The following is a 25377-nucleotide window of genomic DNA, read 5'->3' on the forward strand; positions in this document are numbered from 1 at the left end:
CAACATCCTGGTCGGCCCTGAGGCCGCCATCGGGAGCAAGCCCCCTCCCACAGGACCGCCTACACAGGGCAATCAATGCATCTTGCTATGGTCCATCTGGCTGTGATCCATGCCGTCCAGGCCACGGGCATTGGCCTTCACCTCAACGGTCTGCTTTTCACCCTTGGCATCCTTCACCGTAAGGGTCAGCGGCACCTGGTCGCCTTCCTTGATCTGGCCGGTCAGGCCCATCAGCATGACGTGATAGCCGTTGGGGTCGAGCTTGACGGCTTTACCCGCCGGCAGGGCCACCGAGTCCACCGGGCCCATGCGCATCACGTCGTCCTTCATGCTCATCTCATGGATCTGCACGTCCTTGGCCACCGGCGAGGCCACGCTGAGCAGTTGGCTGTCGCTGTCGGCGGTGAGGGTCATGAAGGCACCGCTGGACGGCTGGCCCGGTACGGAGGCGCGTACCCAGGCGTCGGTCACTTGCACCTGGGCGCTGGCGTGGGCGGCGAGGCCGAGCAGGGTAAGGCCGAAGGCAAAGCGTTTCAGGGATTGAGCGGTAGTCATTAGCAGACCTCCATGACGGTGAGCAGGTCTTCTGCGCACTCTTGAGCGGTAAGGGATGCCTGCAAGCCAAGGCGCAGGTTGCCACGGGTGTCGAACACGAAGCTGGTGGCGGTGTGGGACAAGGTGTAGGTGTCGCCGGCGGGGATCTTTTCATAAAAGATCCCGAACTCCTTGGCGGCCACGGCGATTTCTTCCGGGGTGCCGTAGAGGGCTTCGAAGCTGGGGTCGAAGGCCTTGACGTACTTGTCGAGAATCTCGGGGGTGTCGCGTTCCGGGTCCAGGGTGATGAACACCACCTGCATGATCTTGCCGTCGCGGCCCATCAGCTTCTTGGCCTGGGCGGCGCGTGCCAGGGCGGTCGGGCAGACCGCTGGGCATTGGGTGAAACCGAAGAACACCACGGGCATCAGGCCACGGTACGAGCTCAGGGTGACGGTTTCGCCGGCGGTGTTCTTGAGCTTGAAGGTACGGCCCATGATCTTGTCACTGAGGTCCTTGCCGTACTTGAAGTTCAGTTTGGGGCTGTAGTCACAGCCGCCCAGCAGGCTGCCCAGGCCCAACAGGCCCATGCCGGTCAGCACTTTGCGGCGGGTGAATAACGTACTCATCAACTGTGCATCCTGTGAAACGCCTGCAGGGCTGTGAAGCGGCCGATCAGGCTTGGAAAAGGAGTAACGAGAAGGGTGCAGAGTCTATCAACCCTGGCCACCCTGCGTAATCTGCGACGTTCTGCCACAGGGGCGCACCGTACTTCATCCTTTTGCGGCTTCAGTGGTAGAGTCGCCGCCATGAAATTGCGCCACTCTGACCGTTCGCTGATCGCCTGGGCCCTGTACTTCTGCGTGCTGATGAACCTGTTCGCCTGCGGTTTGGGGCACGGTCAGATGATGGGCCAGCAGCTCAATGGCATCGGTGGGCTGTTCTGTTCGGTGGAGGGTGGCCAGTTGCCAATTTCCGATAAAGGGTTGGCTGACCCGAGTTCCAGCAACATCTCGAACTACTTTGCCTGCCCGGTCTGCAACGCCATTACCGTCGCTATCGTATTCCTGATCGGCCTGGCCTGGCTTCTTGGCCTCGGGCAAACCCCGCGCCCGGGCCATGAGCGGCGCAACAAGGCGCCACCGCGTTACTCCTGGCCCTCGGCCAACCCCCGCGCTTCCCCTGCATTCTGACGTATGCCTTGGGCCTCCTGAGACCAGGGGGCATTCTGCCGTCACGATTATGGGTGCTATCCATGAATCAACTATTGCCTGCAGGCGCCAGCCGCCTGGTCAGCAAGGCGTCCCGTCGCCTGTGCGCGGAGCCCGCGCTGCCCGACTACCCGAGTAATGCCCGTTGCTTTGTGCACCTGGATGCACGCCTGTTACCCCATTGGCACACCTTGTTCGATATCTGCCCGGCATTGCTCAAGCTTGACCCGCCGGAGGGGCTGAACCTGTTCCGCAGCTTTATGACCTGGGCCTATCGCAATCAGCCGCCGTTGGATTGGACCTACCATCTGAACGTCTGCCGCTGGCTGCTGGGCTCGATGTACCGTGCGCAAATAGATAACGAGCCGATAGAAACCTTTATGGCTGCCGCGGCGGCGTGCTGGGTGACGACCGATCAAAGCCAGGCCCAGGGCGTGGTTCTGGCCTGGCAAGACACACGGGTTATCGATTGGAAGGGCAGGCCGCTGGCTGATATCGAACGCCAGGTGTTGCCTGCCCCGGCAGGGGATTTTGCCTGGTGCCCGTTGACCCGCCAGGCCGGCTTCAGCGGCTGGCAACCGGTGCCTTGAAGTGCTGGTCGAACTATGACGTGAGGCGACGTAAGAAACGCGAACTTTTTGTAGGATGAAACTGTTTTTTCATACTGCTGATGGGAACGGTATTTTTTTACCCGCAAGAGTGCGATGTTCACGTTCGACGCCAAAAACACAAGAGGCTGCGATGAAGAAGATGTTCGAGACAACCCCTTTGCCCAGTGATCACTACGATGTTGTCAGTCGGGCGCTGCACTGGTTGATGGCCCTGGTTTTCACCTGGATCTATTGCACGGCGGTGGCCCACTACCTGGCTTCCGACTCTACGGTGGACAAACTGCTGTGGCCCTATCACAAGCCCACAGGGTTGTTATTGCTGGTGCTGCTGATACTGCGGACCAGTTGGAACCTGTTGCACCGGCACCGTCGTCCTCCAAGCGTGAACCGCTGGTCATCGATCGGGCATGGCGCGCTGTATGCGCTGATGTTGCTGATCCCCGTGATCGGGCTGCTGCGCCAGTACGGCTCCGGTCGCGAATTTTCGGCGTTTGGCCTGACGATCATGGAGGGCCTGGAAGGCGAAAAGGTGCAGTGGATGATTGATCTGGGCCGCGACTTCCACAGCGAACTGGGGTGGACGATGCTGGTATTGATTGTCGGGCATATCGGCGCGGTGCTTGTGCATTCGCTGCGAGGCGAGCCTCAGGTATTGCGACGCATGTTCAGTCGTCGGGCTTGAAGCGCTGACGAGAGATTCGGAAGGCCCGCACGCTTCACAGCGTGGTGCGCTGCCATGCGACCTTCGAGCGGATGACTAGGCTTTGTGAACCATTGGTTTTCAGGTTTATCCGCTTATGCCTTCCTTGCACCAAAACACCCCGTCACTGACGGTTTTCGACCCGCGAGGGTTGACCGTGCGTAGCGTGGCTTACCACCGCAACACGCTACAACAGCAACCTCTGGAGTATGTCACACGCCAGGTATTCGGCGCCCGGGGCTTCCTGCAACAACAATGGGACCCCAGGCTATCTGACCTGCACGGCCTTGACGACGCTGTGCCGCCCAATCTGTCCCATCGCCATAGCCTCACCGGGCTACCCCTGAGCACCGATAGTGTGGATGCCGGTAGCCAGGTCATGCTGCCTGGCAGCGCTGGTCAGGTCGTGCAGCAATGGGACAGCCGTGGCGCCCGGCAGCGGTTTGAGTACGATCAGTTGCTACGCCCCGTGGCGGTGTTTGAGCGTGCCGCAGACGAAGCGGCAGAGCGCTGCGTGGAGCGCATGACCTACGCCGGCATGACGTCTCGGGAGGCGGCACGTAATCGCTGTGGCCGCTTGATCCGCCACGATGATCCAGCCGGTACGCTGTTCTTCGATCATTACAACGTACAGGGCAGCGTCACGGTGCAAACCCGGCGTTTGCGCGCACAATACACTGCGTCCGACTGGCCGCTGGCGGAGAGTGAACGCGACGCACACTTGCAGGCTGAGGCATTCACGACCACCTGGCGGTACGGCGCGCTGGGCCAGGTGCTGGAACAGGTCGATGCCCTCGGCAATCGTCAGCAATCGCGTTACGGCGTAGACGGCTTGTTGACCCACAGCGAAATAGTCTTCAAGAGCGGAGCGCGCAAGACCTTGGTGGATCAGCGCACCTTCAACGCCTCGGCGCAGGTGTTGGCCGAACGCACGGGCAATGGCGTCGTCAGCGTGGCCGAGTACGCCGATGCCGATGGCCGTTTGATGCGCTTGAGCGCCCACCTCAAAAACACGCCGGGTAGGCTCCTGCAAGACCTTTCATACCGCTACGACCGGGTCGGCAACGTGCTGCGCATCCACGACGCGGCGCAGCCGACGCGGTGGGCGACTAACGTTCAGGTGGCGGCGGTCAGTACGTTCGAGTACGACAGCCTGTCACGATTGATCAAGGCCACTGGCCGGGAAAACTCCCGTAGCGCCGGCACATCCGCGCTGCCGGGCAGGGTCACGTTCGGGGCCACGGACGACAATCTCTGGCGCAACTACACCCGACACTACGCCTACGACCCGGCCGGCAACCTGACGCAGATGCGCCATGTTCCTTCCTCCGGCAGCGGCTTTACCCAGCACATGCGCGCAGGTGAACACAGTAACCACAGCGTGATCGAGCGGGAGGGGGCGACGGCGCCCGGCCTGGGCAATCGCTTTGATCAGGCCGGCAACCTCAAGGAACTGGCGCGTGGGCAGGCGCTGACCTGGAGTGTGCGCAACCAATTGGTTCGTGTTGCGCAAGTGCTGCGTGACAGCGGCGAACATGACGATGAGGTCTATGTGTACGACGGCGCCGGCCAGCGGGTCAGCAAACGCCGAGTGGCACACGCCGGCTCACAGACCCATACCCATGAAGTGCTGTATCTACCGGGCCTGGAGCTGCATCGCCAGGGCACCTCGGGTGAATGGCGCAATGTGCTGCTTGCTCAGGCCGGGCGCACTGCGGTCAGAGGGTTGCAATGGCAACAGGGGCGCCCCGAGGGCATGGTGGACGAGCAACTGCGCTTCAGCCTCTGCGATCACCTGGGCAGCAGTACCTTGGAGCTTGACGAAAAGGCAGCCTTGCTGAGCCAGGAAAGTTATTACCCGTTCGGTGCGACCGCCTGGTGGGCCGCGAAGAATGCGCTTGAAGCAAGCTATAAAAACCGGCGTTACTCGGGCAAGGAGCGAGACGCCAGCGGCCTGTATTACTACGGGTTCAGGTATTACGCACCCTGGTTGATGCGGTGGATAAGTGCAGATCCGGCGGGGGATGTGGATGGGTTGAACCTGTACGCCATGGTCGGGAACAACCCTGTCGGCTACGTGGATGACAATGGCTTGCAGCGCAATCCCCTGGTTGAAGTAGTCATCATCATTATCATGGCGGTGTTGGCTGGGCCAGCCATTGGCCTGGACGCAAGCCAAGCCGCGCAGATAGCTATCGCGGGATTCATGATGGCAGTTGTGGGCGCAACGTTGTGGGTTCGCCAGCAGGTAAGAACTGACAGGAGCTGGGAAAACGAGCGCAGTGCAGTTTATCGAGAACTGGCCATGGAAAATGCCCGGAATATATTGCAAGGGGCCAACCCCAGCGAGGAGGAGATCACTGCGTTTGCGGATTTTCTTCATCAGTTCCGAGTGAACAAATCCGACAGTGGGAGCTACGCCTACGGATTGATACCTGATGATTACGGTGGCATTTATGCCTACACCGGACCCGGTCAGGGCAAGCACGCGGCTTTGAAAGCTGCCCAATCACACAAAAACCCGAATCGGGAGTTAAAAAGACTGGGATTTGAAGCGATGACGCTGCGCCCTCCGCGACATGAAAGGGTTGGCCCACTGCCGGCAGCCGGGCTGACAGCTACCGAAGTACGCCCGCTGACAAAAGCCGCAAGTGCGGGGCGACGAGGTTCTGGCGCAGTTGAAGAGGTGACGGCAGCTGAACGCCCAGGGCCTTCTTCCGGTCGAGCGCCGGAACGCCTTGTGATCGACGAATCAAATATTCTGAACGAGTTGCGTGGGCGTGATGGGGGAATTATCAGGGACGTCCTCAACAGGCTGGCATCCAGAGAATGGGCCATGGAAAGAGGGCACGCTTACGGAAATAATATCCGAGGCTTTGATTTGCCGGGGTATCGCGGCCAGCGCGGTCGCGGTGCGTATCGGCTATTGATTCAGCACGTCAGTGGCTTTCACTATCGGGCTGTCAGGGTGATGAATCCACACCGAGGGTGACGCGTTCTTTTGTCTTGAAGGCCGCTGCCTCGGCAACGGCCTTCAGTGCTGCTAATCGGCAGGATTGTCCTCCTCGGTGTCGTTTTCGTCCTCGCTTACGGTGTACCAGGCCCAATACGTTTGGCGCCGCAGGCCGCCATTGGCGTTGAGCACACTTACAGTGCGCCCCAGAGCATCATGCACCTGTCGCTCGCTGGGGCGTGAGGCGTTGAATGCCTCGTCATCGATGTACCCGGCACGGTCGGCGAAGTAAGGCCGCCAGGTCCGCGCCACGCCACCTCGGTTGTCGTATTCGACGCGCCCACTGATGCGCCAACGGCGACTGGCTTCGACTTGATCGGCGCCCTCGCTTAATGTCCCTGCGTGGTCGACCTCAAACGCGGGGCCTGATTGTGCCTGCTCCTGGGTTTGCCGCACGCGACCAAAACCATCACTGAAGGCGAGGGCTACGTGGATCTGCCGATCGGCCTCACCTGGCGTTCCCTGCCAGTGGTCGTCATGCAGCACCACGGCGTGCACCGGTACTCGACGGGCGGTCTTGATCAGGCTTATGAGCGTTTGATGATGGGGCTGCTGGCTGGGCAGGTGGTTGATGCGCGACAGCGCTGAGGCCCGAATGTGCCCGCTGGGCAGCAGGTAACCGCTGCTCACCCAGTGCCCCTGCACACTGGCAGGCGGGATGCGGCCCATCCAACTGAACACGTCATAAAAGCAGGCGCTCTGGGCATTGTTAAGGGCCGTGGCAGGATCGGCCAGCGCTTGTGTCGGGCCGCTGTCGAGGGCGCGGGTGACGGATTGCCAGTTGTCATAGCCGACAGGCGCGCCCTGTTCCTCACCCCCAAGGCCAGTGGCAATCAGATGTCCGCGGGCATCGTATTGCGCGTACTGCCGGGTGCGCTGTGCGTCGGTGACTGTCACCGGCAGGCCGATCCGGTAGTCGTAGTCGGCCTGGGTCGAGCAGCCGTCCGCTGACTGAACCTTGATCACGTGTAGCCAGTAGGCATCGTATTCGGTCTGCGTCGCGGCGTGGCTCATGCTGGCCTGGTGGCGACGAGGCCGGTAGAACCCTTCAGGTTGCGCGTAACGGTTATAGCCGCGGCCGACCGACCAAAGTGTCATTGCATCGTCCTGCCCTGCAATCGCCGAGAGAAACGCGGACATCGGGCGATAATGTTGTTCGGTCAAGGTGGCGGTGATCTGTGGGTCCTGATAGACACTCAATGCCGGCGCATCGAGTTCAGCCACTTCGACGTAAGCGGGCAAAGCCTGGAAACTCGCGGTTCCGGGCGGTAACGGCGTGGTGTGCTCCGCCAGGCAATAGTGCTGCACCGACAGCCCGCCGAGTTGGCGCTGGTCACCCGGCCTCAAGGGGTTGGACGCGTCCTCGGCGACGAATTGTTCATAGCCGATCTGCCCGTGCGGCCATGCTTGCCTGGGTAGCGTCAGTACGTTGCTGCGCTGCTGGTAAGGCAGTTGCAGGCGCCAGCGTTGCGGTGCGTCCAGGTGAATGAAGCGGGCGAGGGTTTCGTTGAGGTAGTAAGCCTGTTGTGCCGGGTCGTGCGCCGCACGCCACCACTGCTACTCATGGGGTTGGCCGGACGGCGCGGCGTCAGTGGCGCTCTTGCGGCGGGCATAATCGACCACCACGCTGTGCACAAGGCTTGCGTAGGTGTCCCAGCGCAGATTCAACAGGTGCCGACAGCGCGGATCATCCTGTTGGCGCTCGTAGTGACAGGTGATCGATTCCAGCAGCAAAGGCAGCAGTGTCGCCGGTTCGCCAGCCTTTCGCGACGGGCTTATAAGGCGTACCAGATAACGTTGCTGCTGCACCGAGTAGGGCACGCCGTTCGGCGGTTGATCGGCGGCGGCGTAGACCTCCTCGCGCAACAGGCTACCGGCCAGCGCACGCCGCACTTGATGCCAGGTCGATGCCTGCGGGTTGGCAATCAGGGTGTCCAGAGTGCGCCCGGTCTCCAACTGGCTCAGCAGGGTCGGCCCCACCACAGGCGCATGCCGATCCCCTGCATAAAACCCCTCTCGCGAAAGCTCAAGTGTATTGAACCAGCGCTTGGTCAGTATCCCCGATGCGGTATTGGCGGACGGCGGCATATCGCTTTCCAGCACCAGGCCGAAGCCGATGAACCGGCGCTCAACGCTGTCGTGACAGGCTTCACGGTAGCGAAAATACTGGGTCAGCCGATTGCCGCTGACCTGGTCTGTTTGCCGCTGATGCCGAACCACCGGCACGGGGAAGGGCAGGCTGCTGACTGAGGCTTTCCCCGATGACTGGCGCTGGTGTTTTTCGTCGAGCCATTCCTGGGCACTGCTGCGGTAACTCAGTTGGGTGGCCGCTCCCATGTTGTTGAGGGTTGCCGTCAACAAATAAGGTTTTCGGCGGACAAAGTCGAAGCGCCAATGCCGGGGTTTGATGTGCGGCACGCTCAGGATCAGGCTGGAACAGCCCAGGCCTTGAAGGTCGGCGAAACTGACCTGACACGTCGCGTCGTGGAGCACGCCGTCTGGCCAGGGCAACGTCACGGGCGGCATCAGCCCGCTGCCGGCGCGGTTCATGAGAATCAGCAGTTGTTCGGGCTGCAGGTAAATCAGGTCCACCGCGCCTGAACCGTCGAGGTCAGCCAGGCGGATATTGGCGGCGTCGAAGCTGGCGTAGTCGAACGGCAATGCCGCAAACATGAACCCCTTGCCGAAGCGTCCGCGGCCCAGGTTTGGCCAGCATCTGATTTCATTATGGCGAATACGCACCAAGTGCTGTTGACCGCTGCCCAACGGGTCGCAGAAGGCGACCAGTTCGGTCGATGTATGGCTGAGCGTGGGCAGACCCTCGTCGGCGTGCTCGTAGGGCACTTGGAGGCCGGCGCCATACCCCTCGCCCTGATGATGGGCATACAAACGCACGCTGTGATTGCCGATCAACGCAAGGTCCAGGCGGCCGCTGCCCATCAGGTCAGCGAATTGCCCGTGGGGATGGAAAAACTCCTGGGGTATCGCCGCGAACGGCGTAAAACTTGACCATTGTTGCTGCGTATCGAGGGTGAAAAAACCGCTCATGCCCGGTTGGGCCACCACCCATTCGAGGTGCCCGTCACCATTAAGGTCTGCCAGGGCCTGACGGGTGGCCTGGGCAGTGTCGGCGACGGGAATGCGTGGCAATGCCTGCCATGGCCCATAGGTCACCGCATCGAGGCCGGTCGCACGCGCAGCCCTGAGCGGTTCGCGGTAATACCAACTTTTGTCGGTACGGTGCAGGATGCCCGGCAGACCGTCGTTGCGCAGGTCCACCAGTTGATAGTGTTGCCCATCGTTGACACCCGCCATGCCGTCGAACGGCTGGTAGCGGGCGGGTTCCAGTACCGGCTTGAAGGCGCTATAGGCCAGTTCCAGGGGCGGCCAGGCGCTGGCCGTTCCCTGAGCGTCATATGCCTGGTTGTGCAAGGCATTCAAGCAACTGCCTGCGGCGTGACGGTCGGTGTGTTCCAGCAGCAGTCGCCGGGTCAGCACCGGGTCGGCGCCCATGCTCGGCTCATCCGGGAAGTAATGAAACATCAGGACTTGCCGGCAAAGCCGCTGGGTGCCGAGTTCAAAACCGTAGGCGTAATTGCAGAACGGGTCGTTGCGCGAGAGCCACGGCTGTTGCTCGGCGTAGGTCGGCACCTGGCTCAGCTCGATGTGGCGTTCGCCATAGTCGAGCAGCAGCTCGAAGTGCCATTGTTTCTCGGCGAGCACATCGGTATTCCAAAGCGCCAAGTGTTCGCAGTGTCGCAGGTTGCCGTAGCACACCCTGGCCAGGTAACGCTGCGCACGGTAATCCCTGGTGATTGGAGCGCGCTGGTCTTCTGGCTTGTAGTGGTAATAAATCTGCTCTCCCAGGGGATTGAGGCTTTCCTGCAACAGCCATTGGGCCACATGGCGGCTGTCCTCCGGGTCTGTGCAGCGAGCGATCAGGGTTTTGCCGAACAGATGTACGCAGCCGTCCGCACCCTGTACCAGCCAGAACCCGGCAGTATCACTTGAGGATGACCAATGTTCGATCCGATCGAACCTGCCCTCGACGATGGGTACATAGCGCACTACCCGATGTGCTTCACCCAGGGGCAGGCCGTTGTACTGGTCGCAAGCGGTGGCGTGAATCTCGCCATGGGCGTCACGCTCCGGGATCAGCTCGACACCCTGGGGGCTGACGAAACGGTCATCTTCGCCGTAGGCCGGGATACCCTTGCGTGTATCACGGCTGATCGCGCCCGCCGACAGTGTCCAGCCGAGTCCGAACGGGCCATTGCCTTGTGAGCTGCGATACCCGAGGCTCAACGCAGGGGCGAAACCGCGTCCGGGCGAAATCGGCAAAGGCACGTCCAGGCACGCCTCGCCCCGTGAGCCGACAGGCCCCCAACTGACGCCAGGGCCCTGGATGGCACCGCCGCCCTTGGGCAGGGCAGGGATTGCCGGCTGCAAAAAATCGGATGACTGCATGCTCATCGCAGGCCTCCGCTGTTCCTGGCGGTGTAACGCAGGTGCACGATGATATCGGTCAAGGATTTGAGCAGGTCCCCTTGCCGCGTATGGTTGGGGAAGCTCAGTTGCCAGGTGGAAATGGCGCCGGTGTATTCGAACGGCAGATAACGTTCGTCACCGTCGAAGTTCAAAGTAAACAGGCCGCTGTCGTTGAGCCCGTTGGACAGGGCGATTTCCTGCCTGGCGCGCCAGTCTTTCTTTACTGCAACCTCGGGTTTATCAGAGGTGGGCGCAAGCTGCGTGGTATTGCCGGTCTGGGTCAGGAGGGCCTTGATGTCTTCGTAGGGCCCCAGGGTGGCAGGCAGCGAGACACTGACGCTTTTGATCCGTCGCAGGTAGTGGCCAGGGTAATCGTCGTCGAACAGCTTGCGGGTCAGTTCGAAGCTCAGCGTACCGTTAGTCAGCAGTTCGGCTTTAAGCGTTGCCCAGGGTTTATCGCCTGTGGCTGAAGCGTCTTGGTCGTGAAGCTGACGCAACGACACGGTTTTGGTGATCTCCAGCAGGCGTTCGTTCTGGGTGGCGTAGGCACTGCTCATGCTCAGCAAATTCTGTTTAAGGGCTTCGCCGGCGCTGAGGCCACGGTATTGGCGAACCCAGAGCCCGGTTTGAATGAAGTGTTTGTCCCACTCCGCGCGCTCCTCTTGCCAGCACGCCTCGGCGGCCAGGCACAGGGACAGGGTGGCGTCATACGCCTGGTAGTAGAACGTCGAAAGCTGGCCGTTGAGCCATTGATAGAGCTGAGCGTTGGTAAAGCGTTTACCCAGTAGGTCATACAAGGTTCGCGCCTGGGTGAACGAGGTTTGGGCCAGGCGCAATTGCAGGCGGGTATGTTGCTCTTGTTCGGTGTAGGCCAGCAGTTGTGCATCGACCTGGGCCAGTTCCAGGCGCGCCTGCTCCAGGGCATTGCCCCATTCGGCGGCGCGGCGGGCGAACAGGTCGGAGCGGTCGAGGTGGGCGGCGTTGGCGCGCTGTTCGTTGGCCATGCCTTGGGACATGGCTTGCAGCGCGTGAAAGGCACCTTCGTAACGCACGCCGCCATTGGAGGTGCCGAAAATATTCGGTATCAGCATCGCCAGGCCCGCGCCGGCTTGAGCAACCGCGGCTGCCGTTTCCCAGTGTGCGCTGTCCTGATACGCCTGGGTGGCCTGGGCTTCTGCCGGGCTGATGCCGACCTTGAGTTGCTGCTCGAAGAAGGCCACCCGGGCCTCGACGATGCGACGCCCGGCCAGCAGGGCATGCCTGTTTCTGGTATCGACCTGCACGGCCTGGGCTTGTTGCTCGACGGCTAACCTTGCCAGTTCCCAGGCCTGTTGTTGCTGGGATTCTACAGAGTGAGCCTGCTCCTTGCGCTCCCACAGTGACAGCAAGGTCACTCCCAACTGGATCAGGTTATCGACGGCCTGCAACGCGTGCCCCAGCACCACCTGGAAGCGATAGTGCCCGGCGTGCGCAGTGCGCAGGGTTGCCTGCACGCCGGCGCCGCCGGTGCCTTGCTGGTAGGCGGCCAGCAACGCCTGGGGTGTCAGCGTGGCGGCGTAGAGCGGCAGGCTCATGGGCTTGCCGGTCAGGTCAAGGTGATGGCGAAGGTTGTACAGGCGCGCATCAACCTTGTCCCAGCGCATCAGCAGGTCCGGGCTCAGGGATCGGCACAGCCGTGCTGTGCCGGCAGGCACCGGCGTCATGCCAAGTGACGAGGGACTTTGCAGTTTGTCCAGGGTCGTGGTCACCCAGGGATCAACAGCGTTGAGCGGTGGGCGCAGCCCCAGCAATCCTTTAGCGCGGATGTACCACAGCTTGGCCTCGGCCAGACTGTCGCGGCTCATTTCCCGGTAGGCCGCGTCACCGCGATTAAGCAGGATATCGACATACAACAGGTACAGCGCCTGGCGAAAATGCACGGGGCTGCTTTTGGCCAGTCGATGAGCGCAGAGCAAGGTCTGGCTGGGTTGTGGCGTAGTGTCGGCCAACAGCATCGGCTGACGCCAATGGGCAGACTGGTGAGCAGGATCGAAAAGAAAACGTATCCAGACTTCGGCGTCGGCATATTGCTGTTCCAGGTTCAAACGGTGCGCCAACAACCAGGGCAGGTAAAGAAACAGCTCCCAGTAATACGCGCCATGGGCACCCTGGAAGTCCAGCAGGCTGTAATTCTTTTCGCCCGCCAGCGGTGGCTCACGCCAGGCGTCCGTTGGCAAGGAGAACAGGTGATGCACATCAGCCCCTGCGGTTTTTGTCAGCAGGCTCGCGACGCAGGTATTGGTACGAATGGGCGCGCGTTTGTGCTTAGGCGTAACGCCGTACTCGATGGCGCTGCCGTCGAAATCGATGAACTCCGCCGTGCCATAAGGCGCCGATGTGAGACGACGAATGCGCGGGGCCAGCGGGATGACAGGAGGATTGCTATGGGTGCCGAGGGTGAATGTGGCAGTTTTCAGCGCATAGCCCAGAATGGTAGGCGAGGGATAGCGCACATCGCTTTCCAGTATCAACACGCCGTGGATAAGGGTCAATGAGGTCGGGGGAGGATTGCCGGGGTCCTCGCCATAAGGTCTCATCGTCTGCGGCGCGAACTCGATCGGCACGTCAAAAAAATGCTTTATGGACAGTTCCGGGAAGGCATCGCGCAGGTTGCGGCGCGAGTGTTCGGCCTGCCCGACCAGCACGGTATTGTTCCTGTTCAGGGTTTCCGGCAAAGCAGCATCGGCTTGTTTCATATACATCAGTACGGGTCTGTACAGACGTTGTTTTTGGTAGAGCGTGACAGTGCCGATGAACAAGTCGTGCTTATGGTCCGGTGGCGAGCCGTGATCTTCATGGAATGTCAGCGAAACGAGGTAAGCAGAATCCGGGGCGTTGGAAAAATACTCGAAGGCTTCGCGTGAAATGTATGCCCCGTCCAGGTCCAGGGTGACGGAATCTGTGTGGGGGCTGGCATTTTTTTTCGGTGGTAGGGCAAGACTGAACGGTTCATTACTTTGATTGCGAATAAAGTCAGCCTGCTCGACTCCGGTTTTCTGGCATTTGAGGCTCAGCCCTATTTGCACGGAGGACACTTCAATGAGCACGGCGCTCTTGAGATGGATCTGTGAGGTGGCGCTCAACTTCAGTGTTTCATTTGCCTGGGGCACGCCGTTTGTACTCAAGGTCAGGGTAAACGTGACCAGGTCGTTGTCGTAGTTGAAGATCAGGGTGCGATGCGGCTCGAAGCCTTCTGCGAGCCTGGTCGTCACCTCCAGTATCGAGGTCGTGGTATTGAACTTGATATCGGCGCTCGTCAGCGCACGGATCTTGTTCTGGTGGCCTGCATAATTCCAGCCGTTGACAGCGCCATGAGGCGCGTCATGGGTTAAAGCCTCCACGTTTACCTGCGCGGTTTTCGTAGCCCTGAACTGAAACCTGGCATGGTTGTGGTGTGCAAACATGGCCAGGTAGCGCCCCGCCAGTTCCAGGTGAGACTCATCGAGCCACAGGCGCGTCTTGCGGGTGCTACCGATGCTCTCAAGCCAATGGGTGTTGAAGTGTTCGTCCACGCGAATGGCTTGGTAAAAGTTTCTATGGGTACCGTTGTTCTGCGCGGGTGCTGGAGCGTCCGGATTGGCGATGAGGCCCAGAAACAGCGACGGTGCGTGGGTGTTCGCGTCTACAACGGCAATCGTATGGGTGGCACTCATCAAGTCCTCTGAACTCAACTCGTCGAGGTCTTTGGCGATGTTGTATTCCTGGATGCACAGTTGCGGCGTGCTCCAGCTGTCATCGAGCTTTTTGAACGAGAAGTACAGCCGGAACTGCAGGTAGGTACTTTGTATCCGGGTATCCAGGCGTTGCTGGTAGTCCTTGTCGGATTCAACGTCGCCGCGTCCAAACGGGGTGATGTCTTTGGTGGAGGACATCGGATTGATACATTGGGCCCACACCAGGAAAAGACGGCCATTGAACACCACTGGGCGGATCGTCTGTTCGGGAACATTGTCGTCGATGGACAGATGGATTTTTTTCCATCCCGACCAGGCCGTTGGGTTGGGAGCGGTGCCCTCGGCTGGGCGCTCAGACATAGCCAGCGTGCGCCAGTAATAGGTGTTTTCAGAGCTGGATTTGCCAATGAAGTAATAGGCGCTGCTGGCGAAGCTGTCCTTGTCGCCATCGATATAGCCATTGAGGGTTCTGATATTGGCGAGTTCTTCGAAGCGATTGAGGTAACCGTGGACAGCCTTCAATAGCGATGCCGGCTCGGTCCGGAACTGGTTCAACTCGTCTTCCAGTTGTCTGAAACTGTCGCTCTTGTCGTGGCGCAGGGTGGGGCTCAGGTAACTGGCCGGGTACTGGCGAAGTTGTTGGTTGGCACGCCACAGCGAGTAGGTCAGCAAGGTGTCTCGCCATTCGGTCTGCTGGGCATGGCTCATGCCTGTTTTTTCGTAGCCGGGTTCCAGGCCCAGGTAGATGGCGTTGATGTACTGCTGAAGGCTGGCAATCGCGCTGGCAATACGAGTAGTGGGCACCGCGTGGCTGACCTGGGGGTCGAGCAGCCAGTAGGTGTAGACATCGTCGACGCGCTTGAAGGTGTCGGCCAGTTGCAGTGCCTGCACGGTGGGATCTTCGGGCAGTACGGTGTTCATGTAGAACGCCAGCATCGCGTCGCGCAGCTGTTCGTTGAGGTATTGGGTGATGGGGGCAGACATGGTCGTTCCTTGATCCGGTCGCAACAAAGCGGTGTTATGGGGCGGTAGTGATCAATGCCGAACCGACGTGTTTCCAGTCCTCATTCATCAATGTGGCGTGCAGGTCGGTCGCCTTGAGCAGGGTTTTGGCACAGAGCCCGGTGAGTCTGACGGTTTGGTGGCAACGCAGGATCCAGTCCAGGTCGGCCAGGGTTTTTACCTGTTTGTTCGGGAGATGGTCGACCAGATGCTCGATCTCGCCGGCGTCCCACTTGAGCAGGGCGGCCAGTCGTGGGCTGGCCGAGGTGTCGACGTCTGCCGCAGAGGGTGTGTTGGCGCGTTGCAGGTAATCGAGAACGCTGTGTTGGGCAAGCCCATAGGTGTCGAGGCAGTGGGCAAAGCGCTGCAGCAGGTACAGCGTGTTCAGTGTCAGCTTGAGCAGCGAGCCTTGCGTCTGCTCCTGGCTCAACCAGTGCGGGTGGAGCAAAAAGGTGTGCAGGGTCTGGCGGCTCACCGTCAGCTCCAATAACACTTCGGCGTCCGGCAACAGCAGCAGCAGATGTTTGACTAGGTCAAGGGGCGATTGGGCGGTAGCCGCACGGGCAATCTGTCGGGCGGCGAGCTTGCGCGATTGCAGGTACAGTGCCGGATCGCCAGGCAAATGCGAGGGGGCGCCGAACAGCGCATCGATTTTTTCCTTCAAAGGCTGCAGCTGCCGATAGAACTCGCCGAGCTTCTTGGTCACTGCGTGTTTGGCATCAGCGTGCAGGGTAGCGTTGCGGGTCGGGTCCAGGCTCAGGGTTCGAGCTTCAATGAGTTGCACAAGTGCCTTGGGCAGTTCGCTGGGAGCTGGCGGCTTGAGCTGGGGGTGGCTGTGCAGCAGGCCCTGGACGATGAGGGCATGCCAGGGAATAGGCGCGGCCCTGGTGTCAGGTTCGGGCTGGGGCAGCGTAAGGTCAGCGATGTCTTCTTGCGCCAGCAGCCCCTGTCGGGTCAATTGCACCAAGTCATCAAGCTGGGTGAGGTACGCCTGGACCTGGGCCGGCTGTGCGTCTTCCTCCAGGACTAAACGACGGCGAAGTTGATCAACCGATTGGCGCGCGTCCTTGAGCCAACCGAGCAGCCAATCCATTTGCATCAGCATATCGAGCATGTCTGGCGGTGCATTGACGCCGGAGCTGCGTAGGGAGGGGTTGACCAGTTGGACTGTGTAATCCGTACCGCCGAGCAGTGCCGCCACGTGATGACTGTCGAGCACCGATAACCCGAACAACCGTGCGATCCGGGCCTGGCGGTACAGGGCGCTATAGAACGTCAGCGTCGGGCAAGGCGAAGGCAGGTATTGGCGCGCCTGTCCGATCAGCCAATGCAAGGCGTCGGGGGTGTCCCCAAGGTTCAGACCGGCACACAGCCGATGTCGCAGGTTGTCCGGCAGCGCTTCATGCAGCGCCAGATTTGGCACATCCACCCGCAGTGTCTCGCCGGGCATTGAAGCGTGGTTGAACACCTGGTCATACAGCGACAGGCGATTGCCCGACGCCCACACAGGAAGCTCATCCAGCATCGCCGCAAACTCTTCAAGTGGCAGGCCATGACGCCGCTCCAGGTAGCGGTAGACACCCAGCGCCCGCAGGGTATTGTCGTTGCAGGGCTGATGCGGATCAGCATCCTGCTCACGTCGCACAACGCTGATCAACAGCGCGTCCAGATCCTCAAACGGCAGTTGCGTCCAGCGTTGCAGGCGAATCATTCGGTGCAGGCGCTGGTAGCGGTTCCATGAGGTGTTTTGCAGTCCTGTGTGCTCTATGGACAGCGGTTGCCGCGTCTCGGCATTGCTGGTTATTGGGCCGTTCACGTAGGCTGCCCGTTCATGTGTCTGCAGCTCGGGCGTCGGCCTTGGCAGTGCGGCGGCAGATACATTGCCCGAGAGCACCGGCAGGTACCTGCCACATGCCAGTAATGCCTGGGCCTGGTCGCGAGTCAGAGCGGTTTGGTGCAGCCAATGGGGCGTTTTTCTGAGCGACTCCTCCTGGAGGCCATAGTGCCGCGCGAAAAACTCAGTGGCGTGCACATTCCCCGAGTTTTCCAGAAACGGTTCCGTCAACAAGTTTTGCTGTGCAGGGCTCAAGCCGCACAGCAATCGCTGTGCTTCATAGGCCGCGTGCCTGACGACGCCGTAGGCGTTCTGAGCGCGTTGGGTAATGGGCAGCTTCAGACTGATGCGATAGCTGAGTTCACCCAGTTGCGGCTTGCCTGCGGACAAGCTGAGCCAGCATTGCCGATGGGCTCGTTCAAACGGCAGTGCGAACGGAAAACGTTGAAGACCAAGCACCGTATCCAGCGAGCGTCCACGGTTTTCACCGGTGGTCTTTCCAAGGTATGTGTCGATCTGGTGAGTGAGGGTTTCATTAATGATCGACAGTTGGGGGATCACAGCCGTCAGGCTGTGTTCGTCGATGGGCAATGCCTTGAGCTCAGGTCGCCGCTGGTCCAGGGTGACTTTGCCGGCTCGGCCTTTTCCGCTGTCTTCAAGCACCTGGGCAAATAAATACAGCGCCTTTAGATAGGCTGCCGGTGAATCGACGGCAGCCATGGAGGAAGCTGAGCAAAGCAGCTCCCAGTCTTCCTTGAAGAGCCTGGTGTAGGTGGGCGAATGCGTGTCCATTTTGGTGAATCTCCTGAAAGCCCAGTGCCAATGCCATGGGCAACGGCACGCTAACATGGGCGTCCAGGCCGGCTCGGTCGGCCGGGTCGCCGAGTAGGCGAGGAGAAATCACTGGTGAAGCTCGATAGCGCGACAGACCCCGTGGGGCCGTCGCTTGAGCTTTCATTTGCGGGTCTATCAGGCCGCGAGGGGTTTGTTGGTCGAGGCCTTTTTGTAGGCCGCTTTCATCGCCTCCATTTCGGCCCCCAGCTCTTCAAGTATTGCCTTGCCCAGCAGTTTTTTCGCCTGGGGAAACATCTCCGTTTCTTCCTCTTCGATGTGGTGCTCAAGCAGTTCCTTGACCACTTTCACACGGCCTGAAAATTCGGTGGAGGAGGGTTCGGTCTGCTTCAGGTCGGGCAGCACCAGCGAGTCGACGGTACGGTGCTCTTCCTTGGCCTCGTGGTACATGATGTCTTGCTCCTTGCCACCGGCTTTTCTAAAAGCGGGATAAAGGATTTCTTCTTCGAGCTTGGTGTGCAGGGTGATTTCCATCTCGAGCTTGGCTAGCAACTCGGTGCGCTTTTTAACCCCGCGCTCGGTGGACTCGCTTAGTTGGGTCAGCAGGGTCTTGACGCGTTCATGGTCGGCTTTAAGCAGGTCGATGGCATTCATGTGCAACCTCACGGGTAGTTGTCGGGCATGTCGAAACGCACGCCTCGTAGTGAGGGAATTGCATCAGCCGTACCAACTTTATTCAGGGTTAAATAACTATTTAAATCAAATAGATAGGGATTTATATGGGCGGGTTCGTCGTGCAGCTTGCATGGTCTGGCCCTTTCGAGATTGCACAACGCACTCCTGCCGGTCACGTGCCGGGCTCGCGTGAGCGTTCCTGAAAATTCTAATGGAACCCTTGAGCGATCTGCTTGACCTAACCTTTAGACCTCAGGAGGTGAATCATGCAAATAGAATATATCTGGATCATATTGGCAGTGATTCTGCTGCTCTTGGAACTGTGGGCGATCAATATCGTCTTGCGCAGTACCGGTGGCTGGGAGACCAAGGGACTGTGGGTGGTGGTACTGGTTTTCGTGCCGCTGTTGGGGTTGATCGCATGGGCGATGTTCGGCCCCAAGCGCGAGATGGCTGAGCATCGCAAGAGCTGAGTCGGTGAGCCATATAAAAACAGGCGCCCATGGGCGCCTGTTGTCATTCGTTAGCCATGATCAGCCGGCCACAGCTCTGGCAATCGCCTCATTGAACGCCGGCAAATCGTCCGGCGTCCGTGAGGTGATCAAGGTCCAGCCATTGGCTTTGCATTCCTTGACCTCAGCATCCACTACGCCCGCAGCGCCAGCGTTTTCCAAGTCGATGCGTACGCTTTTGTACGAGGTCAGGGTTTTGCCCTTGACCACGCCTGCGTCGATCAGCGCCCACGGGCCGTGGCAGATCGCTGCGATGGTCTTGCCGGCCTTAGCGAACTCGTTGATCAAGCGCAGCGCCGCGGCATCCTGACGCAAAGTGTCGGCATTCACCGTCCCGCCCGGGATGACCAATGCATCGAAGTTGCTGCCGACCACATCAGACAATTGCACATCGGACTCAACTGTCCCGTCCTTTTCGGTATCGCCGACAAAGGTCTGGGTAGTGCCGCCCTTGCTGGAGGCGTGCGTCACCGTCGCGCCATAGCCACGCAGGGTTTCCAGGGGTTTGAGCAGCTCGTCGCGCTCGATTCCGGTGTTGGACGTGATGACGAGGATTTTCTTACCCGTGAGTTGCGAACTCATACTCAGATGCCTCCGGTGTCAGGTTGATTATTTGGCGTATTTGCTTTGCAGTTCCTTGGCCATTTTCAAGTGAGCTTCAAGGGTTGGCAGCGTCTTGGTGGCGAAAGCCTTCAGCTCGGCATTGTCCGAAGAGGCCGCTTCTTTCTTGAACAGTTCTACGGTTTTTTCATGGGCGGCCACCTGGTTGTTGGCGTAGGCCTTGTCGAACGATTCGTCGCGCATTTCCAGAATCGCTTTCTTCGCCTTGTCGGTCAGGGCGGCGTCATCCGGAACCTCGATATCGAGTTTTTTTGCCAAGGCCATCAGCTCGTTGTTGGCTTTGGTATGGTCGGTCACCATATGCTGCGCAAAGGTTTTTACGTCTGTCGAGCTGCTTTTTTCCAGCGCCAGCTTGCCGGCTTCCACCTCGGTAATACCGCCCTCGGCGGCGTTGTCGACAAAGTCGTTGGACGTGGCCGCCATAGCGGTCGAAATCGAGCCGGCAACGAGTGCGAACGTCAGGCCCATTTGTTTCATCAGTCGAGTTGTCATGGTGTCTCTCCTCAGGAAATGGCGCGATGCCGTACCCAAGTGTTGAGCGGGGGGGCGAGCAAAAGGTTTAATTTTTTTTGCGCGTGTTTGCCCAAAGGTCAGGTGTGGCAATTTCCTTGAACCAATTCAAATTCAGCGTGTTCTGCTGCATAAGGCCGCCACTGTTTGGAAGGCCGTTATAGGCAGGAGATTGCACTGTGAACGAACACAAGAGCGCCGATAAAACCCCCGACCCCGTCAGCTCTGAAGACGCGCAGAAGGGTAAGGCTGAAGGTCTGAAAGGGCAGACGCTGGAGCGTGCGAACCCGAAGACCGAAACCATCGACAAAGTGGTGACACCCACCTCGATCAAGGACATTGAACGCCAGACGGATGCGATCAACGAGAAGCTCGACAAAGGGCATTGAGCATGGCCCGCTCCATCAGCGCTGCCCAGTTGGGCATCGAGCTAAAACCCGATGATGACGCCAGTCTGTTCAAGTGGTTCATCGCCAGCTTCCTGATGGGCAAACGCATCCAGGCGCCCATCGCTGCCCAGGCTTACAAGGTGATCGTTGAGGAGGAGGGGCGTGATACGCCGCGCAAATTGCAGCACTGTACATCGCGGGAGTTAGTGGCGATGTTGGGGCGGGCGCATTACGTGCGGTATGACGAAACCACGGCGCAGCGCCTGTTGGACCTGAGTGCCCGGCTCAATGCCGATTACGGCGGCAAGATTACCGGGATTCGGCAGGCCAGCGAAGATCGCCAGGCGTTTGAACAACGCTTGGGTGAATTTGATGGCGTAGGTCCCAAGACCATCGAGATTTTCATGCGCGACGCGGCGGATGTGTTGTTTTGATGCCAACGCTGTATGTGGGCTGCACTGGTTGGAGCTTGGGCGAGGTGCCAAGTGGTGGCACTGTCGGGCTTTTTTTATAAGTGACCCGCCGTCAGGGCTTAACCCTTTACTAGGTCTAAAACGGCAGGTTTCTAAGCATCGAACGATATCTGTGGATACACAGTCATTGCTTATTGCGAACCGATATAGCTGACTGTCAATTCTGACAGTAGAAGCTTTTTTACCTGTGCTTATCTTTAAAGGCGTTTACACGCCTGCCTCAAACGGCTGGGTTTCGATAACGTTGAGCAAGGGTATGCAAAAATGGCTGATATAGAGCAACGTCTCAGAAAAATAGTGAGTGAGCAGTTAGCGGTTGATGTAGCCCAGGTTAGAAACGAAGCATCTTTCATTGACGATCTGGGTGCCGACTCTATAACACTTGTTGAACTCGTCATGGCTTTGGAGGATGAGTTTGGCTTCGAAATTCGGGACAAAGACAGCAATAAAATTACCACGGTCCAAGATGCGATCAATCTCATGACGAATATGGCTAATCGCTAATGCTGCAATCAGATCTCCACCCGCAGCACTTCCACGCCTGATTGCTCATATGCCTCCACCCCCGGCGCATCCCACTCGGTAATCAGCGTATGAATACGGCTGCACGGCGCCACCACAAACGGTTCCACTGCACCGAGTTTGTCTGAGGTTGTCACTGCAACCACTTGGGACGCGCTGTCGATCAAGGCTTGCTTGACTGCCACTTCGGCAAAATGCAGCGAGGTAATGCCCACTTGCGGATGCAGTGCGCACACGCCGGTAAACAGCAGGTCGGCCTTGATGCTCTGGATCAGGCGCAGCGCTTCATGCCCGCCGGTTGACAGGGTGGCAGGGTTGAGTTGGCCTCCGGCCAGGATCAGCGTTACATGCGGATGGTCCGCCAGGGCGATGGCGATCATCGGCGATGGGGTGACCACCGTCAGGTGGATCGCCTGCGGCAGTGACTGGGCGATCTGCAGGGTGGTGGAGCCGGAATCGAACAGCACGATCTGGCCGTCTTCAACTCGCTCGGCCGCCAGGCGCGCGAGGTGGCGTTTGACTTCGGTGGTTTCGCCGACACGAGTGAAGAAATCCTTGCCGGTGTCCTTGGGACGAGGCAGGGCACCGCCGTGTACGCGCTGCAATAAACCGGCGGCGGCGAGTTCGCCGAGGTCGCGGCGGATGGTGTCCTGGGACACGGCGAAATGCTCGACCAGCTCGGAAGCCGTGACCTTGCCGTCGCGTTCGAGCAACAACAGGATCTTTTGTTTACGCAGGGAAGGCAGGTCAATGGCTTGATGAACGTTATGCATGTTTATGCGCTTTATTGCGGGTTTATGCGAGATTAGTCATCAGCTTCGAGAAACGCAACGGCTGGTTGCGTGGGCGATGGCCGGTTACTCTCTGTGTTCAGTTCAGGGAGAGGTGACCCGATGTCGTTGATCACAACCATCGAAGACTTACGCAAGCTGGCGCAAAAACGTGTGCCCCGGATGTTCTACGACTACGCCGATTCCGGCTCCTGGACTGAGAGCACCTACCGCGCCAATGAAAGCGATTTTGCGCGCATCAAGTTCCGCCAGCGCGTGGCGCGCAATATTGATGAGCGTTCGATCCGCGCCAGCATGATTGGCCAGGACATGGCCATGCCCGTGGCCCTGGCACCTACCGGCCTGGCAGGTATGCAACATGCCGATGGCGAGATCCTGACCGCACGAGCCGCTGCGGCGTTCGGCCTGCGCTACACCTTGTCGACCATGAGTATTTGCTCGCTGGAAGACATTGCCGAGCATGTCGGCCAGCCATTCTGGTTCCAGCTTTATGTGATGCGCGACCGTGGGTTTATCGAGCAACTGATCGAACGCGCCAAGGCTGCCGGGGTGGATGCGCTGGTGCTGACGCTGGATTTGCAGATCCTGGGGCAACGCCACAAGGACTTGATCAACGGCTTGTCGGCGCCGCCCAAACTGACCCTGCCCAATATCCTCAACATGATGACCAAACCGCGCTGGGTCATGGGTATGCTCGGCACCCAGCGGCGTGGCTTCGGCAATATCGTCGGGCATGTGAAGGGCGTGGCCGACATGAGTTCGCTGTCGTCCTGGACTGCCCAGCAATTTGACCCGCGCCTGAGTTGGGACGATGTGGAGTGGATCAAGCGGTGCTGGGGCGGCAAGTTGATCATCAAGGGCATCCTTGACGTGGAGGATGCGCGCCTGGCGGCCGACTCCGGCGCGGATGCGTTGGTGGTGAGCAACCACGGTGGTCGGCAACTCGATGGCGCGCCGTCGAGTATCAGCCAGTTGCCCGCCATTGTTGAGGCCGTAGGCAACCGTATTGAAGTGTGGCTCGACGGTGGTATTCGTTCCGGCCAGGACGTGCTCAAGGCCATGGCGTTGGGCGCCAGGGGCACCATGATCGGTCGCCCGCACTTGTATGGCCTGGGGGCGATGGGTGAGGCGGGCGTGACCAAGGCGCTCGATATCATCGCCCGTGAGTTGGACGTGTCGATGGCGCTGTGTGGCTATAACGATATACGCGATGTGAACCGCGAAATTTTGCTGCCTGGCACCTTTCCTGAAAGTGCTGCCTGAGCAAAAAAACGTAAAAATATAAAAAGAGTTGTCCACGAAAACCGTGGGTATCTCTGTGGATAACTTTGCGAAGGCCCGGCTGCGTTGGCGATTTGCGTGAAGATCATTATTTGATCAACTTGTGTTTCGGGCCAGTATGGGCAGGGTTTGCGCTTGACAGCCAAACGCGAACCCAGTGTCGAAAAGTGTATTTATGACGCGTTGTCGCGCCCTGTGGAGTGTGTCACTACCCGGGCGGGTATCTGCGTGCGCATCAGGTTTTCCAGCGCCTTGCCATAGTTGCGAGCGGCCAGGCTCATGCTGTTGTTATGGCTGGCAACGGGCACCAATAACAATTGCTTGGGGTTGCTGGGCGGCTTCAAATAGTTGCTGGCTGAAGCGCGTGGTTACGTGCGGTAGCTACAAAGTTGTGTAGATATTTATGCGGTGATGACCAGGCAGTTGATCGCCGACTGACGGTTATTGTCAGAAATTTCCTACAGGAGTACAAATGTACTCCATGACCAACCTGACTCCCCGCCGTACCGCCATCCTGACCTTCATTCGCGAGCGCATCGCGCACCAAGGCCAGCCCCCCAGCCTCGCCGAGATCGCCGAGGCGTTCGGCTTTGCCTCGCGCAGCGTCGCCCGCAAGCATGTGGTGGCCTTGACCGAAGCCGGCTTCATTGAGGTCAACCCCAACCAGGCCCGTGGCATTCGTTTGCTCAATCAACCCGCGCGTCCCGAGTGGCTGGATGTCCCGGTACTTGGCCGCGTGGCGGCTGGCCGGCCCATCGGTGCCGATGCGGACGTGCACAGCCACTTGCAACTGGATCCGGCCACTTTCGCCAAGACCCCTGACTACCTGCTGCGAGTACAGGGCGATTCGATGATCGAAGATGGCATTCTCGACGGCGACCTGGTGGGCGTACGTCGCAGTGCCGAAGCCTTGAACGGGCAGATTGTGGTGGCGCGTCTGGATGGTGAGGTCACCATCAAGCGTTTTGAGCGTAGCGGCGAGCGGGTGCGTTTATTGCCGCGCAACCCGGCATATCAACCCATTGTGGTCGGCCCCGACCAGGACCTGGCCATCGAAGGGGTGTTCTGTGGCCTGGTGAGGCAAGGCTGATGGGCGCCGTGGTTGCCCTGGACTCGCTGTTCAATGGCGGGCGAGTCTGGAAGGGCCGGCCCGCCGCACCACCGGCCAGCGTGCACCCCACGGGGCTGGCGGCGCTGGATGCGGTGCTGCCCACTGGCGGCTGGCCGGAAGCGGCCTTGAGTGAAATCCTCATGGCCAAGGACGGGGTGGGCGAATTGCAACTGGTGCTGCCAACCCTGGCACGCTTGTCGGCCCTGGGTGAGCGCATTGTGCTGGTGGCGCCGCCCTATACGCCGTATCCCCATGCCTGGCAGAGCGCCGGGGTAGATGTGCGTCAGCTTTCCATTATCCAGGCCCAGGAGCGCGATGCGCTGTGGGCGGTGGAACAATGCCTGCGCTCCGGCAGTTGCGGTGCGGTGTTGTGCTGGCCGCGCAAGGCCGATGATCGGGCCTTGCGGCGCTTGCAGGTGGCGGCGGAAACCGGACAGACCCTGGCATTTGCCTGGCGCTCCTTGAATGAGGCGGTCAATGCCTCGCCCGCGGCCTTGCGCCTGGCGGTCGAGGCAAAGCCTGCACAAGTGCGCGTGCTCAAGTGCCGGGGCGGGTTGGCCCATCCGGCACCGATTGCCCTGGCGGGGCATTGAG

19 protein-coding genes and 2 pseudogenes are annotated in these 25377 nt (G+C 59.8%); 11 read left to right on the plus strand and 10 right to left on the minus strand.

Annotation, left to right across the window (positions count from 1 at the left end; all coding sequences use genetic code 11):
* Positions 1-72: 72 nt before the first annotated feature.
* A complete protein-coding gene (locus E4O98_RS19395; protein WP_032880775.1) occupies positions 73-555 on the minus strand; it encodes a copper chaperone PCu(A)C in 483 nt (160 codons plus the stop codon).
* Positions 555-1163, minus strand: coding sequence for an SCO family protein (locus E4O98_RS19400; RefSeq protein ID WP_032880776.1), 609 nt, complete (start codon positions 1161-1163; stop codon positions 555-557). Before E4O98_RS19400 ends, E4O98_RS19395 begins: the two co-directional genes overlap by 1 nt.
* A 180-nt stretch (positions 1164-1343) precedes the next feature.
* Here E4O98_RS19400 and E4O98_RS19405 point away from each other — a divergent pair, with 180 nt between their 5' ends.
* The 4 genes from E4O98_RS19405 (at position 1344) to E4O98_RS19420 (ending at position 6048) form a co-directional block, all read left to right on the plus strand.
* A complete protein-coding gene (locus E4O98_RS19405) occupies positions 1344-1727 on the plus strand; it encodes a DUF2946 domain-containing protein (RefSeq protein ID WP_005788904.1) in 384 nt (127 codons plus the stop codon).
* 62 nt (positions 1728-1789) lie between these two features.
* On the plus strand, positions 1790-2335 hold the full coding sequence (locus E4O98_RS19410; RefSeq protein WP_148853897.1) for a putative natural product biosynthesis protein: 546 nt from the start codon (positions 1790-1792) through the stop codon (positions 2333-2335).
* Positions 2336-2486: 151 nt separating this feature from the next.
* On the plus strand, positions 2487-3038 hold the full coding sequence (locus tag E4O98_RS19415; RefSeq protein ID WP_032880778.1) for a cytochrome b: 552 nt from the start codon (positions 2487-2489) through the stop codon (positions 3036-3038).
* A gap of 115 nt (positions 3039-3153) precedes the next feature.
* Entirely contained in the window at positions 3154-6048 is a 2895-nt protein-coding gene (locus E4O98_RS19420; protein WP_248136014.1) for an RHS repeat-associated core domain-containing protein, read from the plus strand.
* 51 nt (positions 6049-6099) lie between these two features.
* Here the strand turns inward: E4O98_RS19420 and E4O98_RS19425 are convergent.
* The 4 genes and pseudogenes from E4O98_RS19425 to E4O98_RS19440 form a co-directional block, all read right to left on the minus strand.
* Positions 6100-10542: pseudogene (locus E4O98_RS19425) on the minus strand (SpvB/TcaC N-terminal domain-containing protein).
* Positions 10539-15254, minus strand: a complete 4716-nt coding sequence (locus E4O98_RS19430) for a neuraminidase-like domain-containing protein (protein ID WP_248136016.1) — start codon at positions 15252-15254, stop codon at positions 10539-10541. The pseudogene E4O98_RS19425 and the gene E4O98_RS19430 overlap by 4 nt, the downstream one beginning before the upstream one ends.
* Positions 15255-15288: 34 nt before the next feature.
* The gene (locus E4O98_RS19435; protein ID WP_248136018.1) at positions 15289-17898 is read right to left on the minus strand and encodes a Tc toxin subunit A; all 2610 of its coding nucleotides are present in this window, start codon (positions 17896-17898) and stop codon (positions 15289-15291) included.
* Between the two features lie 177 nt (positions 17899-18075).
* The gene (locus E4O98_RS19440; RefSeq protein WP_032880783.1) at positions 18076-18552 is read right to left on the minus strand and encodes a hemerythrin domain-containing protein; all 477 of its coding nucleotides are present in this window, start codon (positions 18550-18552) and stop codon (positions 18076-18078) included.
* Positions 18553-18839: 287 nt separating this feature from the next.
* Here E4O98_RS19440 and E4O98_RS19445 point away from each other — a divergent pair, with 287 nt between their 5' ends.
* Entirely contained in the window at positions 18840-19046 is a 207-nt protein-coding gene (locus E4O98_RS19445; RefSeq protein WP_005788888.1) for a hypothetical protein, read from the plus strand.
* 60 nt (positions 19047-19106) lie between these two features.
* Here E4O98_RS19445 and E4O98_RS19450 read toward each other — a convergent pair whose 3' ends face one another.
* The gene (locus tag E4O98_RS19450) at positions 19107-19667 is read right to left on the minus strand and encodes a type 1 glutamine amidotransferase domain-containing protein (RefSeq protein ID WP_148853903.1); all 561 of its coding nucleotides are present in this window, start codon (positions 19665-19667) and stop codon (positions 19107-19109) included.
* A 27-nt stretch (positions 19668-19694) separates the two neighbouring features.
* Entirely contained in the window at positions 19695-20198 is a 504-nt protein-coding gene (locus E4O98_RS19455) for a DUF4142 domain-containing protein (protein ID WP_248136020.1), read from the minus strand.
* 197 nt (positions 20199-20395) lie between these two features.
* On the opposite strand from E4O98_RS19455, the gene E4O98_RS19460 reads away from it, so the two are divergent.
* From E4O98_RS19460 to acpP, 3 genes are all read left to right on the plus strand, one after another.
* Positions 20396-20605, plus strand: a complete 210-nt coding sequence (locus tag E4O98_RS19460) for a hypothetical protein (RefSeq protein WP_032880786.1) — start codon at positions 20396-20398, stop codon at positions 20603-20605.
* Between the two features lie 2 nt (positions 20606-20607).
* Positions 20608-21039 (plus strand): hypothetical protein, encoded by a 432-nt coding sequence (locus E4O98_RS19465; protein ID WP_032880787.1) that lies wholly within the window; start codon positions 20608-20610, stop codon positions 21037-21039.
* A 303-nt stretch (positions 21040-21342) separates the two neighbouring features.
* Entirely contained in the window at positions 21343-21582 is a 240-nt protein-coding gene (acpP, locus tag E4O98_RS19470; RefSeq protein WP_228308470.1) for an acyl carrier protein, read from the plus strand.
* A gap of 8 nt (positions 21583-21590) precedes the next feature.
* Here acpP and E4O98_RS19475 read toward each other — a convergent pair whose 3' ends face one another.
* Positions 21591-22373, minus strand: coding sequence for a DeoR/GlpR family DNA-binding transcription regulator (locus tag E4O98_RS19475; protein ID WP_032880789.1), 783 nt, complete (start codon positions 22371-22373; stop codon positions 21591-21593).
* Positions 22374-22493: 120 nt separating this feature from the next.
* Between E4O98_RS19475 and E4O98_RS19480 the strand changes: the two genes are divergently transcribed.
* Positions 22494-23654 carry an alpha-hydroxy acid oxidase gene (locus E4O98_RS19480; protein WP_032880790.1) on the plus strand — a complete coding sequence of 387 codons (1161 nt, stop codon included), beginning with the start codon at positions 22494-22496 and terminating at the stop codon, positions 23652-23654.
* A 191-nt stretch (positions 23655-23845) separates the two neighbouring features.
* On the opposite strand, the pseudogene E4O98_RS19485 reads toward E4O98_RS19480, so the two are convergent.
* Positions 23846-24035: pseudogene (locus tag E4O98_RS19485) on the minus strand (alpha/beta hydrolase); the annotation flags it as partial.
* Between the two features lie 109 nt (positions 24036-24144).
* On the opposite strand from E4O98_RS19485, the gene lexA reads away from it, so the two are divergent.
* Positions 24145-24762: a transcriptional repressor LexA gene (gene lexA, locus E4O98_RS19490; protein WP_216091251.1), complete on the plus strand. Its 618-nt coding sequence runs from the start codon at positions 24145-24147 to the stop codon at positions 24760-24762.
* Positions 24762-25376 (plus strand): translesion DNA synthesis-associated protein ImuA, encoded by a 615-nt coding sequence (imuA, locus tag E4O98_RS19495; RefSeq protein ID WP_032880793.1) that lies wholly within the window; start codon positions 24762-24764, stop codon positions 25374-25376. Before lexA ends, imuA begins: the two co-directional genes overlap by 1 nt.
* The last annotated feature ends 1 nt before the right edge of the window (position 25377 follow it).

It is taken from the genome of Pseudomonas sp. W2Jun17, assembly GCF_023127795.1.
In the GTDB taxonomy this organism is placed as follows: Bacteria; Pseudomonadota; Gammaproteobacteria; order Pseudomonadales; family Pseudomonadaceae; genus Aquipseudomonas; species Aquipseudomonas synxantha_A.